The sequence below is a fragment of the Lysinibacillus sp. 2017 genome (genome assembly GCF_003073375.1).
In the GTDB taxonomy this organism is placed as follows: domain Bacteria; phylum Bacillota; class Bacilli; order Bacillales_A; family Planococcaceae; genus Solibacillus.
Map to the genome: position 1 here is coordinate 989,415 of NZ_CP029002.1, position 15,589 is coordinate 1,005,003.

A 15,589-nucleotide genomic window follows, 5' to 3' on the forward strand; every position below is an offset into this window, starting at 1 on the left:
AATGAATGAATATCGCAATGTTACAAGCAATGTCAGCAACAAAAGTCCAACAACCTACAGTGAAATCGAATTCAGTAGAAACTTCAACACCAGATGCAAATGCTTTTGGTAGTGTCTTTCAATCGATTATGTCTACGTCGAAACCAGTAACACCAACTGAAACGCCGAGTACAGATTCATTAGCAGAAGGCGTAACAGCCATTTTATCTACGGATTCATTAGAAAGTTTACTAGATGAATTAGGCGTTGAAATGGATGAGGCAGGACTTTTCATCTTTGTCGGTGAAGAGGGCAATCCAGTGCCAGTTGATGAAATTCTAACGTTAGAAAATTTAACTGAATTACTTGGAACAACTGAAGAAGAATTGACAAAAATTGTTCAGCAATTGTTAGGTGAAACGGAGCAAGAAATTACGGATGTATGGTCAATTATTGAACAAGCACCTGCAATTTTAAGTGAAATACTAGCTATGATACAAGGTACACAGCAAAATCAGCAGTTAGACGTGCAGCCAAAAGAAGTACAACAAGTTGTCCAATTTTTAAAATTAGCACAGCTGTTCGGTAACAAAGTCGATACAGTATATCAACAAGAAGTACAATTAAATCAATTAACAGAAGCATTGGCAAATTTAGCTACTCAGGCTCAAGCGGTAGTAACTACACAGCAGCAAGAAGCGCCAAAAGCTACATTCCAACAAGTTGTACAGCAAGTAATGCAACAAGGGTCTACTCAACAAACAACAGTAAAAACTGAAACAGAAACACAATCAGGAGTAGGATTACAACAACAAACAACGCAGACAAAAACGGTAACAGTTACATTACCAGCAGAAAAACCTGCACAGTCTGAGGCGTTAGTAAAAGAAATCCAAAACTTAATTAATCGTAGCCAGATTTCAGGTCAACAAGGCAATATGAAGCTATTTTTAAAACTATTCCCTGAAAATTTAGGACAAATTCGTATCGAATTAGTACAAAAAGATGGCGTATTTACAGCACGAATATTAGCAACAACAGCCCATGGTAAAGAGCTATTAGAAAATAACTTAAACCAATTAAAAGCTGGATTTGTAGCTCAAAACATCCAAATGGATCGCATTGATGTTGCGCAATCTTTACAAGATGCAGACCGTAACACACGTGATCAAAGCTTCTTAAATAACTTCTTTGGTCGACAAGAACAAGACGAAGTAGATGAAAATGAAGAAGACAATGAGGATGAAAAAGTTTCGTTTAAAGATTTACTAAGCGAGGAGGTAGAATAGATGGCAAACGGCATTTCAAATGATTATTATTTACCAGCTAATAATCCGAATTTCAAAGTGACGGATAAGGCAGACAATGGTGCTTTAGGAAAAGATGCGTTTTTAAAAATCTTAATTACACAACTTCAAAACCAAGATCCAACAAGCCCAATGGATGATAAAGAATTTATCTCGCAAATGGCACAGTTCTCTTCTTTAGAGCAAATGCAAAATATGACAAAAGCAATGGGAGATTTACTCGCATCACAGCAACAGTCTCAGCTCATGAATTATTCAACATTTGTAGGTAAAGAAGTAAAATGGCATGAACTAACGGATAAATTAGATGACAAAGGTACTCCAATTTATAATGATGGTACAGGTCAAATCAAAGAATTAAAATTCATTGATGGTGAAGCAGTATTCGTGTTAGCAGATGGAAAAGAAATTAAACCTGGTAATATTTCTTCGATTTTGGGTGGTGGTGAGGCAACATCTACGACACCGAAAGTACCAACGAATCCATTGGTACAGGCGAGTGAAATGCTTGGAAAAACGGTTGCGTACACATCAGCAACGACAAGTGAATTAGTGCAAGAAATTATTGAATCAATTGTCAATAAAAGTAATGGTGAAATTGAATATCTATTAGCTGATGGTTCACGTTTAACGAAAGATCAATTTACAGTTGTTGAAAATTCAACAGAGACGAAGGACGATGAAGAGCAAGTAGCTGAGTCAGAGACCGTTACTGAATAAGAGGTGATTTAGATGAATCGAGTGAATATTCAACATATACCGTATCATCCACCTATACAACCAACTGCAAAATCAAGTTCATCACAAGTTTCTAAGCAATCGTTTATCGATCATTTAAAACAAGCAACAACGCAAGAACTAAAGATTAGTAAGCATGCCTCGGTACGTCTAAATGAACGTAATATTTCCATTTCAGATAGTGAGTGGCAAGAAATTACTGAAAAAGTATTCGAAGCGAGAGACAAAGGGGTTAATCAACCTTTAGTGATTTTAGATCAAGCGGCTTTAGTTATAAGTGCTAAAAATGCAACCGTTATTACCGCATTAGATCGTGCAGAAGCAAAACAGCAATTGTTTACGAATATTGATGGAACGATCGTATTATAGGCTGGACCTTCTGAAGTAAGGGAGCCTAGAGTTGTTGAATGATAGAGACAACTAAAATCACGTTACACGTGAATTTGAAAATTGAAGGGAGAACGACATACAATGTTACGTTCAATGTATTCAGGTATTTCAGGGTTAAAAAACTTCCAAACAAAATTAGATGTAATTGGTAACAACATCGCCAACGTAAATACGTACGGTTTCAAAAAGGAACGTACGATTTTCAAAGATTTAATTTCACAAACACAATCAGGTGCATCTGCTCCATCAGCAACTCGCGGTGGTACGAATGCGATTCAGGTAGGGTTAGGTGCTCAATTAGCTGCGATTGATACAATTCACAACTCAGGTTCAATGCAATCAACAGCTCGTACATTAGACTTAGCGGTTTCAGGTGAAGGATTCTTCATGGTTGCTGATGGTACTGCTCCTGATGATGAAGGGGTTATTGAGGAAACTGGTGAGGATGCATTTTCTAATATCATGTACACACGAGCTGGAAACTTCTATATGGACCGTAATGGTTATGTTGTAAACGCTGATGGTAAATATTTAGTTGGTGTTCGTGCTGATAATTATTCAGTTAGCGAAGATGGTGATGAAGGTGTTCTATTCGATAGTGTGGATCGTCCAGTTGCTTCAGGAACTGAGGGTGCAAATTTAGATGTTGATGGTGTACTAACTCCGGAGGATGGAGAAGTAGGCGCAATTCGTATCCCGACAACTGCTCAAAGTATGAGTATTGGTAAAGACGGAACAATTAGCTATGTTGACTATAAAGGCGATTTAATGTTTGCTGGTCAATTATTAATGGCAAAATTCCCGAATGCTTCAGGCTTAGAAAAAACTGGCTCAAACTACTTCCAACAAACTTCTAACTCAGGTGACCGTTATGTTCAAGTAGGTACTGTTGCTGGTATCGGTTCAATCAACTCTGGCTTCGTCGAAATGTCCAACGTTGACCTTTCAGAAGAATTCACAGAAATGATTGTTGCACAACGTGGTTTCCAAGCAAACTCTCGTATTATCACAACTTCGGATGAGATTCTGCAAGAGCTTGTAAACTTAAAACGATAATTAGTTAGCTTTATAGTTTTCAAAATAATTCATTGTAAGGGAGGGTCGGGCCGGCTCTCTGAGGAGGTCCGGCCCCATTTTCAATGATTGAAGTAACGCGCCTTAATGGCAAACCATTTACTTTAAACGCTCTATACATAGAAACAGTCGAAGCTTTTCCAGACACACAGATTACGCTGACGACTGGGCGTAAATTCATTGTTTTAGAAACTGAGGATCAGGTGCGACAAAAGGTAAAGACCTTTTATAACCATATACAAGTTTTATCAAACCCGCATCTAAGAGGTGAAGAAGATGAAGAACAATAAACTATTAACAATTATGCTCATAATTTTAGTGACGATTACATTAATTGGTGTTATTGTAGTTGTGTTATTAACACAACTAGATAAAGGTACAGCTACTACTGGACCAACGATTGATGAAATCGTTGAATCATCTGTTGATATTCCAGAAATTACAACAAACTTAGCAGATGGAAGCTTCGTAAAAGTTACATTAAAAGTACAAGCTTCTGATAAAAAATCTGGAGAAGAGCTACTAAAACGTGATTTCCAAGTGAAAAATATCGTTATTCAAGAGTTATCAGAAATGGAAAAGGAATCATTAGAAGGTAAGCAAGGGAAAGTTGCATTCCAAAATGCTATCAAATCGCAAGTAAATGAATTGATGCAATCAGGTGAAGTAACGCAAGTGTATATTACCTCCTACGTTCTGCAATAACAAAACTAAGTACACATTTTGAAACATCATGAAATGGAGGTGGGCAAATGGCAGGAGATATAATGTCTCAATCCGAGATTGATGCGCTTTTATCAGCGATTTCGACCGGAGAAATGTCTGCAGCAGACATGAAAAAAGAAGACGAGACGCGTAAAGTGAAAGTTTATGACTTTAAACGTGCGCTTCGCTTTTCAAAAGACCAAATCCGAAGTTTGACCCGAATACATGAAAACTTTGCACGACTGTTAACGACATTCTTTTCAGCGCAATTAAGAAGTTATGTACAAATTACAGTAGCATCGGTAGACCAAATTCCATTTGAAGAATTTGTACGTTCCATTCCGAATATGACATTAATTAATGTTTTCGAGGTACCACCGTTAGATGGCAATATTTTAATGGAAATTAACCCGAACATTGCTTATTCAATGTTAGATCGATTAATGGGCGGTACTGGTGCAAGTCATAGTAATGTTGATAATTTAACAGAGATTGAAACAAAAATTATGACTAATTTATTCGAACGATCATTTGATAACTTAAGAGAGGCATGGGAAAATGTCGCTGAGATTGATCCAATGCTTGTGGAATTAGAAGTAAATCCACAATTCTTACAAATGATTTCTCCAAATGAAACAGTCGTAGTTATTTCGTTAAATACGATTATTGGTGAAACAACAGGTATGATTAATATATGTATTCCACACGTTGTTTTAGAACCAATCGTGCCTAACTTATCTGTACGTTACTGGATGCAAACGAATACGAAAGAAATTTCTCCAGAGCAAACAAAAATGTTAGAAACACGTGTTAAACAAGCCAAACTACCTGTCATTGCTGAGTTAGGTACAACAGATATTACGATTGAAGACTTCCTCACTATGGCAATTGGTGATGTAATTGAATTAGATCAAAAAATTGAAAATCCACTAACATTAAAAGTGGGTAATTTACCGAAATTCACAGTTCAGCCAGGTAAATTAAATAAAAAAATGGCTATCCAAATTATCGACCCTTTGAAAGGAGGAGACGAACATGAGTGATGAAATGCTCTCCCAAGAAGAAATTGAGGCTCTATTAAGGGGCGAGACATTGGAGGATATTCCTGCCAATTCAGAAGTTAAAGAAGTAGAAGAAATTAAAGTAGATGACCACTTAAGTGCTATGGAGCAAGATGCGTTAGGCGAGGTGGGGAATATTTCCTTCGGTAGTTCGGCTACTGCGTTATCTGCATTATTAGGACAAAAGGTTGATATTACAACACCAAGCATTTCGATGATTAATCGAAATCGTTTAGAAGAAGAGTTTCCTCATCCATATGTAGCTGTACAAGTAGAATATACAATTGGATTATCAGGCATGAATTTACTAGTAATCAAGCAATCAGACGCAGCTATTATTGCGGATTTAATGCTTGGTGGTGACGGATTAAATCCTAAACCCGAGTTAAGTGAAATCCAATTAAGTGCTGTTCAAGAAGCAATGAATCAAATGATGGGTTCAGCTGCTACATCAATGTCAACGATCTTTAACCAAAAAGTGGATATCTCACCACCTTCAATTGATTTAATGAATATTTCTCAAAATGAGGGAACAGATAATATCCCACAGGATGATTTATTAGTTAAAATTTCATTTAGATTACGTATTGGTGATCTAATCGATTCAAATTTAATGCAATTATTACCTTTAAAATTTAGTAAAAAAGTAGTAAAGTCATTAATGGGAGAGGTTGATGAACCAGTTGCTGCAACTACACCAACACTAAGTCAACCAGTACAACCAACTCAACCTATGCAACAGCCTGTTCAACAACAAGCGCAGCCGATGCAACAGCCGATTCAACAACCGATGCAGCAACCAATGCAGCAGCCGATGTATGAACAACCAATGTATCAGCAGCCAGTATATCAACAACCAGTATATCAACAGCCAACGTATGTTGCGCCTCAAGCAAATGTACAACAAGCCCAATTCGCAAGTTTTGAGTCTGCTAACATTTCACAAAACGAAGCGCGTAATTTAAATATGTTGCTAGATATTCCTTTACAAGTAACAGTAGAATTAGGTCGTACAAAACGTTCTGTAAAAGAAATTCTAGAATTAACAAGTGGTTCTGTTATTGAATTAGATAAACTTGCTGGGGAACCTGTAGATATTTTAGTGAACAGTCGTTTAATCGCAAAAGGTGAAGTTGTAGTAATTGATGAGAACTTCGGTGTTCGAATCACAGATATTTTAAGTCAAGCTGATCGCTTGAACAATTTAAGATAGTTTTTAATTGGAGGAATCAGAATATGTCTAAAAAGATTTTAATTGTTGACGATGCAGCATTCATGCGCATGATGATTAAAGACATTTTAACGAAAAATGGGTTTGAAGTAGTTGGAGAAGCAGCTGATGGACTTCAAGCAATAGAAAAGTACAATGAATTACGTCCAGATCTAGTAACAATGGATATTACAATGCCTGAAATGGATGGTATCGCAGCTTTAAAAGCAATTAAAGGTACAGATCCAAGTGCTGTAGTTATTATGTGTTCTGCAATGGGTCAACAAGCGATGGTAATTGATGCAATTCAAGCTGGCGCAAAAGACTTTATTGTTAAACCTTTCCAAGCTGATCGTGTAATTGAAGCAATTCAAAAAGCTTTAGGTTGATCTGATGCAAGCAAAAAAATCATTTCGATTTTGGCTAGTTGTTGGAATAGTATGGATGTCTATATTGTTCGCACCAATTTCAAATGGAACTTTTGCATCGAATAATACATTTATAGGCGATTGTATAGAAAGCCCAGATCAATGTGAAGATACAAATACTTCGGATGACGATACAGAATCTTCTGAATCGTCATCTGTTAGTATGGGGCCATGGGAATACATTAAAATTCTTTTGGCACTTGTTTTCGTCATTGGTCTATTATTATTCGTTTTAAAGTTTTTAAATAAAAGAAACATAAAATATCAACAAAACTCCGTTATTAAAAACGTCGGAGGGATGTCAGTAGGACCGCAAAAGTCTGTACAATTACTATTAATTGGTAATAAAATTTATGTTGTAGGTGTGGGCGAAGATGTTCATCTCCTTAAAGAAATTGATGCACAACAAGATGTTGAACAATTAGTCAAACAAATTGAAAGTAACCAATCAACAGCAATGACAACTCCTTATATTGCGGAATTATTTAAGAAATTCAATAAGAAAGATCAGCCTAAGGATATTTCTGATAATACCAAATTTAATGATATGTTTAATGAAAAAATTGGTCAATTAAAGCAAGAACGTAGCGATGAAATAGAGCGCTGGAAAGAACAGGAGCGTGACAAAGAGTGACAGATATTCTTTCCGTCTTTTCAGAAAGTGATCCGGGGAATGTATCCTCATCGGTTACACTTTTATTCCTGTTAACCGTATTATCATTAGCACCAAGTATTCTAATTTTAATGACGTCATTTGCACGAATTGTCATTGTTTTGTCATTTACACGTACAGCGCTTGCGACAAACCAAATGCCACCGAACCAAGTAATTGTTGGGTTAGCATTATTTTTAACGTTCTTTATTATGGCGCCAACATTTTCAGAGGTAAACGAGCAAGCATTACAGCCATTATTCGACGAGGAAATTAATTTAGAAGAAGCCTATGAGCGCGCAACAATTCCTTTTAAAGAATTTATGGCACAACATACAAGGCAAAAGGATTTAGAGCTGTTTTTAGAATATAATCAGTCGGAATATCCAAATACGATTGAAGAAATTCCATTAACACTTTTAGTTCCAGCATATGCTTTAAGTGAAATTAAAACAGCATTTCAAATGGGCTTCATGATCTTCATCCCATTTTTAGTAATTGATATGGTTGTCGCAAGTACACTGATGTCAATGGGTATGATGATGTTGCCTCCAGTAATGATTTCGCTACCATTCAAAATTTTGTTATTCATACTGGTCGATGGTTGGTATTTAGTAATGAAATCTTTACTTCAAAGTTTTTAGGGGATGATACATAATGACACAAGAAATGGTCATTTCAATTGCAGAGACCGCCATTTATACAGTTTTGATAGTTTCAGGTCCATTATTACTCGTTGCATTAATTGTGGGTTTGGCAGTAAGTATTTTTCAGGCTACCACTTCAATTCAAGAGCAAACATTAGCGTTTGTTCCTAAAATTGTAGCAGTATTAGTGTCAATCGTATTTTTTGGGCCGTTTATGATTTCAAAAATGACAAATTATTTTCACGATATTTTAAATAATTTAGTCCGATATATTGGGTGAGCGGATGACGGAATTACTACCTAATATTTCGATATTATTGTTAATTCTGGTGCGAGTTTCTGCATTCTTCGTATCAGTCCCTTTGTTTTCTTATAAAACGATTCCCCAACAAGTTCGAATTATTTTAGCCATTGCCCTTGCGTGGATGATGTATTACACATTTGATATGGACCCAATTGAAATTAATGGTGAATATATATTATTGATTTTAAAAGAAGTCGTTGTTGGCTTAATGTTAGGGTTAGCAGCAACCATTGTTATGTCTGCTGTGCAAATTGCTGGTGGATTTATCGACTTCCAAATGGGATTTGCCATGGCAAATATTATTGACCCGCAAACAGGTGCACAGACACCGTTAATGGGACAATTTTTAAATTTTATAGCATTACTATTATTACTTGCAATTAATGGACACCATCTCATATTAGATGGGATTTATTACAGCTATCAATTTATACCGATGGATCAGTTTTTCCCGAATTTTGGTGATGAAGCCACCGCTCTATTTATAATTAAACTATTTGTTTCTGTTTTTGCCATTGCATTTCAAATGTCAGCTCCAATAGTTGCAACACTATTTTTAGTTACGTTAGCGTTAGGGATTACCGGAAAAACAGTTCCGCAAATGAATATTTTCGTAATCGGTTTTCCAATTAAAATTGCCGTTGGTTTCCTTGTATTAATAGTGACAATGGGTGTATTAGTTGGAGTGATGAAGGAATTAATTGAATTGATGATTTTTTCTTTACGTGACTTAATGGTCATTTTAGGTGGTGAATAGCATGCAGCTATTAGTAAAATTAGATATCCAATTTTTCGCAGGTGAAAAAACCGAAAAAGCGACACCGAAAAAGCGTCAAGATGCTAGGAAAAAGGGACAGGTTTTAAAAAGTCAGGACGTTACAGCAGGTGTATTACTGTTAGTTACCTTTTTCTTTCTAATGTTCTTTGCACCGTATATGTATGATGGCGCAAAAGGATTTTTATTACAGGCACTTGAACGGAATATGTTGATTGAAACGGTAAGTTCAGAAACTGTGATGGATATGTATGTTGAATCCATAAAAGAAATGGCAATGATTGCACTACCGATAATGGTTGTCGCGATGATTGCAGGTATTGGAGCTAACTTTTTTCAGTTTGGCTTACTCTTTACAACAGAAACATTAAAGTTTGATTTAAAAAAAATGGACCCTATTAAAGGGGTTAAAAAAATTATTTCCGTACGTGCCATTGTGAATTTAATAAAATCATTATTAAAAGTAACATTAATTGGAGCAGTTACGACAATGGTTATTATTATATATTTAGAAGATGTTTTAGCTTTAGCCATACATAGTCCAGCAGAAATATTAGCAACCGTCGCAAAACTTTCAGCGATTATGGGAATAGCGGCTTCCTTTATGTTAGTTGTTATTGCATTATTCGATTATTTATATGAACGATTTGAATATGAAAAACAATTGAAAATGTCAAAGCAAGATATTAAAGATGAATATAAAAATGCTGAAGGTGACCCGTTGATTAAATCAAAAATTAAACAACGTCAACGTGAAATGGCAATGCGAAGAATGATGCAAGAAATTCCGTCAGCAGATGTTGTCATCACGAACCCAACCCATTTTGCAATAGCACTTAAATATGATGAAAATCAAATGGACGCACCGAAAGTAGTCGCAAAAGGGACGGATTTTGTTGCGCAAAAAATAAAAATGATTGCGAAAGAGCATGACGTCATTATGGTTGAAAACAGGCCACTCGCTCGCGCAATGTATGATCAAGTGGAAGTCGGACAAGCGGTTCCAGAAGAATTTTTCAAGGCAGTTGCAGAAGTTCTTGCGTATGTATATCGTATCAAACGCAAAATTTAACGTAGAAAAGCAGGAGGGACATCAATGCAAATACGCGATTTAGGGGTTTTAGCTGCAGTAATTATGGTTGTAGCGATGCTCATTATCCCTCTGCCACATTGGTTACTGAGTTTTTTAATTATCATTAATATTACATTGGCATTATTAGTTTTATTAACTGCAATGAATATGAAGGAAGCATTAGACTTCTCAATTTTCCCAACCATCATTTTATTACTAACACTTTTCCGTTTATCCATCTCTGTATCTACGACTCGTGCAATTTTAGCAGAAGGTGATGCAGGTGATGTAGTTGAAACGTTTGGTAATTTCGTAACAGGTGGGAATATTTTAGTAGGTTTAGTAATCTTCTTATTACTTGTAATTATTCAATTTATCGTAATTACAAAAGGTTCAGAGCGTGTTGCTGAGGTAGCTGCACGTTTCACATTAGATGCGATGCCTGGTAAGCAAATGAGTATTGATGCTGATTTAAACGCAGGGGTCATTTCGGAAAAAGAAGCACGCGAACGTCGTGAAAAAGTATCTGGAGAAGCAGATTTCTACGGAGCGATGGACGGTGCGACAAAATTCGTAAAAGGGGATGCTATTGCCTCTATTATCATGGTCGGAATCAACCTTTTATTTGGGATGATTATCGGGATGTTACAAATGGATTTAGGCTTTGCAGAAGCAGCATCACAATATTCAATTTTAACAGTCGGTGATGGTCTTGTATCACAAATTCCAGCACTTTTAATTTCAACTGCGACTGGTATCGTTGTAACACGTGCTGCATCGAAAGGTAACTTAGGCTCGGATATTACAGATCAGTTATTCGCACAATCGAAATTATTATATGTCGCTGGTGGGACAATTCTCCTGCTGGGTTTATTCACACCAATTCCATTATGGATTACAGTCCCTATTGGGGGTGCTTTAATCTTGGGTGCGTTCTTGATGGATCGTAAAAAAGACGAGACACCAGAAGAAATTATGGAAATCGAGGAAGAAGTGGCTTCGGATACAATGAAGAGTCCAGAAAATGTTATTAACTTATTAAATGTTGACCCAATTGAATTTGAATTTGGGTATGGACTGATTCCTTTAGTAGACGCTGCACAAGGCGGTGACCTTCTAGACCGAGTCGTTATGATTCGTCGTCAGTTAGCGCTTGAACTTGGGATTGTCATTCCAATCGTGCGTATCCGTGATAATATCCAACTTCAGCCGAATGAGTATCGTATTAAAGTTAAGGGCAATGAGATGGCCCGTGGTGAATTATTACTCGATCATTATTTAGCAATGAGTCCTGGAGATGATGATTCAATTGAAGGAATCGATACAATTGAGCCGTCATTTGGTTTACCAGCGAAATGGATTACAGAGCAAGTAAAAGAAGATGCCGAAATGTATGGCTATACAGTAGTGGATCCACCAAGTGTAGTTTCAACGCATTTAACAGAAATTATTCGTGCAAATGCGCATGAGTTATTAGGTCGTCAAGAAACAAAGCAATTAATCGATCACTTACGCGAAACACATGCGATTTTAGTAGACGATTTAATTCCAACTCCATTATCTATTGGTGAAGTTCAAAAAGTATTGTCGAGGTTATTACGTGAAAATGTATCAGTACGTAACTTACCGATTATATTTGAAACTTTGGCTGACTATGCGAAATTGACAAGTGATACCGATATTTTAACAGAATATGTACGCCAAGCATTAGCGCGTCAAATTACATCACAATTTGTTGGTGGACAGTCAACGCTGAAGGTTATTACAGTTTCTGCTAAAATAGAAAAAATGATTGCAGATAGTATTCAACAAACCGATCATGGTAACTATTTAGCAATGGATCCACAAGAATCACAATTCGTATTAGAAGCGATTGCAAAAGAAGTAGAACGCGTTTCTTATATGGAACAATCTCCAATTATCTTATGCTCACCAGGTGTGCGTCTGTATTTAAGACAATTAACGGAGCGTTATTTCCCTCAAGTTCCAATTCTTTCGTATAACGAATTGGATGCAGCGGTAGAAATTCAAAGTGTAGGGGTGGTGAATGTTGAATGAAGATGAAAAAATACAATGCACCTTCTATAGCTGAAGCGATGAAACTTATTCGTGCTGACTTAGGTGATGATGCCGTTATTCTAAATTCAAAGGTCGTTATCACCAAAAAGTTTTTAGGATTAGTTAAAAACAAGAGCTATGAAGTTGTAGCAGGGTATGAGCGAGTGGAGAAAAAGCCTTCATTACCATCTTTACAAGACATTTCATCTATTACTAAAACAATCAATAAAGAACCAGTGAAATTTCAAAATCAGCCAATGTATCAATCTGTTGAACCAGTAATGGTTCCGCAGGCTGATCAATCGGATACTTTAGTAAAAGAAATTGCAGATTTAAAATCAATGATGCAAGCAATGCAACGTATGTCGACACAATCTCTATATCCAGATGAACTCTTACCATTTGTCGATTCTTTAAAACAGCAGGAACTTGGCGAGGAGCTTGTCACAGCAATTAGTGATGAGCTTTTTGTGCATTTTAAAAATGGTGGGCATCCACTACATTGGACAGATATGCAAAAAGTTGCAAAAAATTATTTAAAAAACCAATTAAAAGATTTACCAATCGATGGTTTGTCGTATGAAAAAAAGTATATTAATGTACTTGGTCCTACAGGTGTTGGTAAAACAACGACTATTGCAAAAATGGCGGCTAGGTCTGTACTCGAAAAGAAAAAGAAAATTGGCTTCATTACGACAGATACGTATCGTATTGCAGCGATTGAGCAATTAAAAACATACGCCGCACTATTACAAGCACCCGTAGAAATTGTATATAGTGCTAAAGACTATGAAGAGGCGATTAAAAAGCTTTCATATTTAGATTTAATTTTTATTGATACAGCTGGACGTAACTATAAAGAAGCAAAATATGTTGAAGATTTACAAGCATTAATTAACTTTAATGAAGACGTAGAATCCTATTTAGTGTTAGCTTTGACAGCTAAGCAAAAAGACTTAGAATCCATTATTGAACAATTTAAGGAATTAAAAATTGAAAAATTCATCTTTACAAAGCTCGATGAGACAAATTCTATTGGCACTATGTTTAATTTAATGATTAAATATAAGAAAGGACTCGCTTACTATACTAATGGTCAAGAAGTACCAGAAGATATTGAACAACCAAGTATAGAGAGTTTATTAGAGCTTTTCTTCAAGGAGAATTTAGATGAAAGATCAAGCTGAAAAACTTCGACTAAAGATGTTGGAAAGTCAAGAAACACTAGGGAGATCAATTGCGGTAGTGAGTGGAAAAGGTGGCGTAGGCAAAAGTAACTTTACGACCAACTTCGCTACACTTTTGGCAAAATCAGGTAAGAAAGTGGTTATATTAGATATGGATATTGGTATGGGAAATGTTCATATTTTAATTGGAAAATCCGCGAAATATAGTTTGAAAGATTATTTAGATGGTAATTTAGCATTAGAGGATGTTATGTTCGAAGCACCTGGAGGCGTCAATTATATTTCAGGTGGTTCAGGAATGTCCTCGTTAATGGAATGGTCAGGTGCTACTTTTGGTCGTTTAATACTTGCCTTAGAAACACTTCAAAAGAACTATGATTTTGTGTTGTTTGATATGGGTGCCGGAATTGCAGATTGGTCTTTAGATTTATTAACTTCTGTAGACGAAATCATTGTGATTTCAACCGCCGAACCTACATCAATTATGGATGCCTATTCAATGATGAAATACATTCATTTAAAAGATGGGGATAAAACATTTTATTTACTTTGTAATCGTGCATTTACCGTTGAAGAAGGACTAGATACAACGAAACGACTGAAAATGGTTATGGAACGATTTTTAGAAAAAGATGTTATCGTTTTAGGTTCACTCCCTGAAGACGGGGTTGTTCGAAAAGCTGTACGTCAGCAAGCTTTATTTTCTACGCTTTATCCAGATGCGCCCATTACAAAAACATTAAACAAAATTGTGGAGCGCTTTTTAAATCAACTAACTGAAGAAATTCATGTGGAAGTGCCTACGAATAAGTTTCTATCAAAATTAAAAACGATCTTTTCGAAAGGGCGTGAGTAAATGGACAACACGAAGAAGAGTAAGTTATTAGTTGTTGATGATTCTGCATTTATGCGGAAATTAATAAGTGATTTTTTTGCAGACCATTTACAAGTTGAAGTGGTTGGGTCAGCACGTAACGGAAAAGATGCAATAAAAAAAATTCAACAGTTAAATCCAGATGTAGTGACAATGGATGTTGAAATGCCAGAAATGAATGGTCTTGACGCGTTAAAAGAAATTATGCAAGTTTGTCCTGTGCCGGTCGTCATGCTTTCAAGTACGACGCAGCAAAATGCTGATAATACTTTAACGGCCATGGAATATGGAGCAGTTGATTTTGTTGCTAAACCAGGTGGTACAATTTCTTTAGATTTACATAAAATTCAAGATGAGTTGGTACGTAAAGTTGAAGAAGCAGCAAAGATTCCGATTGTTAAGTTAAAAAAAACATTTGCTAAATCATCAACATTTACAAAAGATTTAGTAAAACCAGTTGCACCTGTTGCAGTGACAGCAATCACTAAAAAAACTGTTTCAACAATGGAAAATCTAACAAAAAAAGTAGATTGGAATAAAGCTTCTAAAAAGATCATTTTAATTGGTACTTCAACGGGTGGTCCTAGAGCGTTACAAGAAGTGATTACAAAAATTCCGTCTACTGTGGATGCACCCATTTTAATTGTTCAACATATGCCAGCAGGATTTACAAAGTCTCTCGCTACCAGATTAGATCAATTAAGTGAAATTCATGTAAAAGAAGCAGAACAGGGCGATATATTACAAAAGGGTACCGCTTATATAGCGCCAGGTGGCTATCATCTGAAACTACGAAAAGTAGGCTCTAGTTATGCTGTTGTATTAGATCAAACCGAACCTCCTCGTTCTGGACATCGACCATCAGTTGATGTCATGTTCGAAGATGTTAGTCAGTATTCGGATTTTGATAAAGTTGCCGTTATTATGACGGGAATGGGCTATGATGGTTCAAAAGGATTAATCGCTTTAAAGAAAACAGGAAATGTCATTGCAATTGCTGAGTCAGCAGAAACATGTATTGTTTATGGAATGCCAAAAGCTGCCGTGGAAACGCAGCTTGTAGATGAAATGGCAGATGTTGACGATATCGCACAAACGATTATGAAATATATGCCTTAAAAAGGGGTG

At 36.2% G+C, this 15,589-nt stretch carries 18 protein-coding genes; all 18 read left to right on the forward strand.

What is annotated here, in order from left to right; all coding sequences use genetic code 11:
• The first annotated feature begins 5 nt into the window (after window positions 1-5).
• The 18 genes from DCE79_RS04395 to DCE79_RS04480 all read left to right on the forward strand — a co-directional run bounded on the left by DCE79_RS04395 (window position 6) and on the right by DCE79_RS04480 (window position 15,580).
• Window positions 6-1,268 (forward strand): flagellar hook-length control protein FliK, encoded by a 1,263-nt coding sequence (locus DCE79_RS04395; RefSeq protein ID WP_108711903.1) that lies wholly within the window; start codon window positions 6-8, stop codon window positions 1,266-1,268.
• Window positions 1,269-2,006 carry a flagellar hook assembly protein FlgD gene (flgD, locus tag DCE79_RS04400; protein WP_108711904.1) on the forward strand — a complete coding sequence of 246 codons (738 nt, stop codon included), beginning with the start codon at window positions 1,269-1,271 and terminating at the stop codon, window positions 2,004-2,006.
• A 12-nt stretch (window positions 2,007-2,018) separates the two neighbouring features.
• Window positions 2,019-2,393 carry a TIGR02530 family flagellar biosynthesis protein gene (locus DCE79_RS04405; protein ID WP_108711905.1) on the forward strand — a complete coding sequence of 125 codons (375 nt, stop codon included), beginning with the start codon at window positions 2,019-2,021 and terminating at the stop codon, window positions 2,391-2,393.
• A 102-nt stretch (window positions 2,394-2,495) separates the two neighbouring features.
• Window positions 2,496-3,470 (forward strand): flagellar basal body rod protein FlgG, encoded by a 975-nt coding sequence (flgG, locus tag DCE79_RS04410; RefSeq protein ID WP_108711906.1) that lies wholly within the window; start codon window positions 2,496-2,498, stop codon window positions 3,468-3,470.
• Between the two features lie 83 nt (window positions 3,471-3,553).
• The gene (locus DCE79_RS04415) at window positions 3,554-3,778 is read left to right on the forward strand and encodes a flagellar FlbD family protein (RefSeq protein ID WP_108711907.1); all 225 of its coding nucleotides are present in this window, start codon (window positions 3,554-3,556) and stop codon (window positions 3,776-3,778) included.
• Entirely contained in the window at window positions 3,765-4,193 is a 429-nt protein-coding gene (fliL, locus tag DCE79_RS04420; protein ID WP_108711908.1) for a flagellar basal body-associated protein FliL, read from the forward strand. The genes DCE79_RS04415 and fliL overlap by 14 nt, the downstream gene beginning before the upstream one ends.
• Window positions 4,194-4,240: 47 nt before the next feature.
• Complete coding sequence (gene fliM / locus DCE79_RS04425) at window positions 4,241-5,236, forward strand: flagellar motor switch protein FliM (RefSeq protein ID WP_108711909.1); 996 nt, start codon at window positions 4,241-4,243, stop codon at window positions 5,234-5,236.
• The gene (gene fliY / locus DCE79_RS04430; RefSeq protein WP_108711910.1) at window positions 5,229-6,467 is read left to right on the forward strand and encodes a flagellar motor switch phosphatase FliY; all 1,239 of its coding nucleotides are present in this window, start codon (window positions 5,229-5,231) and stop codon (window positions 6,465-6,467) included. Before fliM ends, fliY begins: the two co-directional genes overlap by 8 nt.
• A gap of 23 nt (window positions 6,468-6,490) precedes the next feature.
• Window positions 6,491-6,853, forward strand: a complete 363-nt coding sequence (locus DCE79_RS04435; RefSeq protein ID WP_108711911.1) for a response regulator — start codon at window positions 6,491-6,493, stop codon at window positions 6,851-6,853.
• Between the two features lie 4 nt (window positions 6,854-6,857).
• On the forward strand, window positions 6,858-7,526 hold the full coding sequence (locus tag DCE79_RS04440) for a flagellar biosynthetic protein FliO (RefSeq protein ID WP_108711912.1): 669 nt from the start codon (window positions 6,858-6,860) through the stop codon (window positions 7,524-7,526).
• Window positions 7,523-8,188 carry a flagellar type III secretion system pore protein FliP gene (gene fliP, locus DCE79_RS04445; RefSeq protein WP_108711913.1) on the forward strand — a complete coding sequence of 222 codons (666 nt, stop codon included), beginning with the start codon at window positions 7,523-7,525 and terminating at the stop codon, window positions 8,186-8,188. The genes DCE79_RS04440 and fliP overlap by 4 nt, the downstream gene beginning before the upstream one ends.
• 13 nt (window positions 8,189-8,201) lie before the next feature.
• Window positions 8,202-8,471, forward strand: coding sequence for a flagellar biosynthesis protein FliQ (gene fliQ, locus DCE79_RS04450; RefSeq protein WP_108711914.1), 270 nt, complete (start codon window positions 8,202-8,204; stop codon window positions 8,469-8,471).
• 4 nt (window positions 8,472-8,475) lie between these two features.
• Entirely contained in the window at window positions 8,476-9,252 is a 777-nt protein-coding gene (gene fliR, locus DCE79_RS04455; RefSeq protein WP_108711915.1) for a flagellar biosynthetic protein FliR, read from the forward strand.
• A gap of 1 nt (window position 9,253) precedes the next feature.
• Window positions 9,254-10,342, forward strand: coding sequence for a flagellar biosynthesis protein FlhB (gene flhB / locus DCE79_RS04460; protein WP_108711916.1), 1,089 nt, complete (start codon window positions 9,254-9,256; stop codon window positions 10,340-10,342).
• Between the two features lie 24 nt (window positions 10,343-10,366).
• Complete coding sequence (gene flhA, locus DCE79_RS04465; RefSeq protein ID WP_108711917.1) at window positions 10,367-12,400, forward strand: flagellar biosynthesis protein FlhA; 2,034 nt, start codon at window positions 10,367-10,369, stop codon at window positions 12,398-12,400.
• Window positions 12,397-13,587, forward strand: coding sequence for a flagellar biosynthesis GTPase FlhF (gene flhF / locus DCE79_RS04470; protein WP_108711918.1), 1,191 nt, complete (start codon window positions 12,397-12,399; stop codon window positions 13,585-13,587). Before flhA ends, flhF begins: the two co-directional genes overlap by 4 nt.
• Complete coding sequence (locus DCE79_RS04475; RefSeq protein ID WP_108711919.1) at window positions 13,571-14,443, forward strand: MinD/ParA family protein; 873 nt, start codon at window positions 13,571-13,573, stop codon at window positions 14,441-14,443. Before flhF ends, DCE79_RS04475 begins: the two co-directional genes overlap by 17 nt.
• A complete protein-coding gene (locus tag DCE79_RS04480) occupies window positions 14,444-15,580 on the forward strand; it encodes a protein-glutamate methylesterase/protein-glutamine glutaminase (protein ID WP_108711920.1) in 1,137 nt (378 codons plus the stop codon). It begins immediately after the preceding gene.
• Window positions 15,581-15,589: the final 9 nt, after the last annotated feature.

What these genes read in the sequence shown, in the direction of transcription:
- DCE79_RS04395 (WP_108711903.1), top strand. Translation starts at nt 6, where the DNA reads ATGAATATCGCAATGTTACAAGCAATGTCAGCAACAAAAGTCCAACAA.
- flgD (WP_108711904.1), top strand. Translation starts at nt 1,269, where the DNA reads ATGGCAAACGGCATTTCAAATGATTATTATTTACCAGCTAATAATCCG.
- DCE79_RS04405 (WP_108711905.1), top strand. Translation starts at nt 2,019, where the DNA reads ATGAATCGAGTGAATATTCAACATATACCGTATCATCCACCTATACAA.
- flgG (WP_108711906.1), top strand. Translation starts at nt 2,496, where the DNA reads ATGTTACGTTCAATGTATTCAGGTATTTCAGGGTTAAAAAACTTCCAA.
- DCE79_RS04415 (WP_108711907.1), top strand. Translation starts at nt 3,554, where the DNA reads ATGATTGAAGTAACGCGCCTTAATGGCAAACCATTTACTTTAAACGCT.
- fliL (WP_108711908.1), top strand. Translation starts at nt 3,765, where the DNA reads ATGAAGAACAATAAACTATTAACAATTATGCTCATAATTTTAGTGACG.
- fliM (WP_108711909.1), top strand. Translation starts at nt 4,241, where the DNA reads ATGGCAGGAGATATAATGTCTCAATCCGAGATTGATGCGCTTTTATCA.
- fliY (WP_108711910.1), top strand. Translation starts at nt 5,229, where the DNA reads ATGAGTGATGAAATGCTCTCCCAAGAAGAAATTGAGGCTCTATTAAGG.
- DCE79_RS04435 (WP_108711911.1), top strand. Translation starts at nt 6,491, where the DNA reads ATGTCTAAAAAGATTTTAATTGTTGACGATGCAGCATTCATGCGCATG.
- DCE79_RS04440 (WP_108711912.1), top strand. Translation starts at nt 6,858, where the DNA reads ATGCAAGCAAAAAAATCATTTCGATTTTGGCTAGTTGTTGGAATAGTA.
- fliQ (WP_108711914.1), top strand. Translation starts at nt 8,202, where the DNA reads ATGACACAAGAAATGGTCATTTCAATTGCAGAGACCGCCATTTATACA.
- fliR (WP_108711915.1), top strand. Translation starts at nt 8,476, where the DNA reads ATGACGGAATTACTACCTAATATTTCGATATTATTGTTAATTCTGGTG.
- flhB (WP_108711916.1), top strand. Translation starts at nt 9,254, where the DNA reads ATGCAGCTATTAGTAAAATTAGATATCCAATTTTTCGCAGGTGAAAAA.
- flhA (WP_108711917.1), top strand. Translation starts at nt 10,367, where the DNA reads ATGCAAATACGCGATTTAGGGGTTTTAGCTGCAGTAATTATGGTTGTA.
- flhF (WP_108711918.1), top strand. Translation starts at nt 12,397, where the DNA reads ATGAAGATGAAAAAATACAATGCACCTTCTATAGCTGAAGCGATGAAA.
- DCE79_RS04475 (WP_108711919.1), top strand. Translation starts at nt 13,571, where the DNA reads ATGAAAGATCAAGCTGAAAAACTTCGACTAAAGATGTTGGAAAGTCAA.
- DCE79_RS04480 (WP_108711920.1), top strand. Translation starts at nt 14,444, where the DNA reads ATGGACAACACGAAGAAGAGTAAGTTATTAGTTGTTGATGATTCTGCA.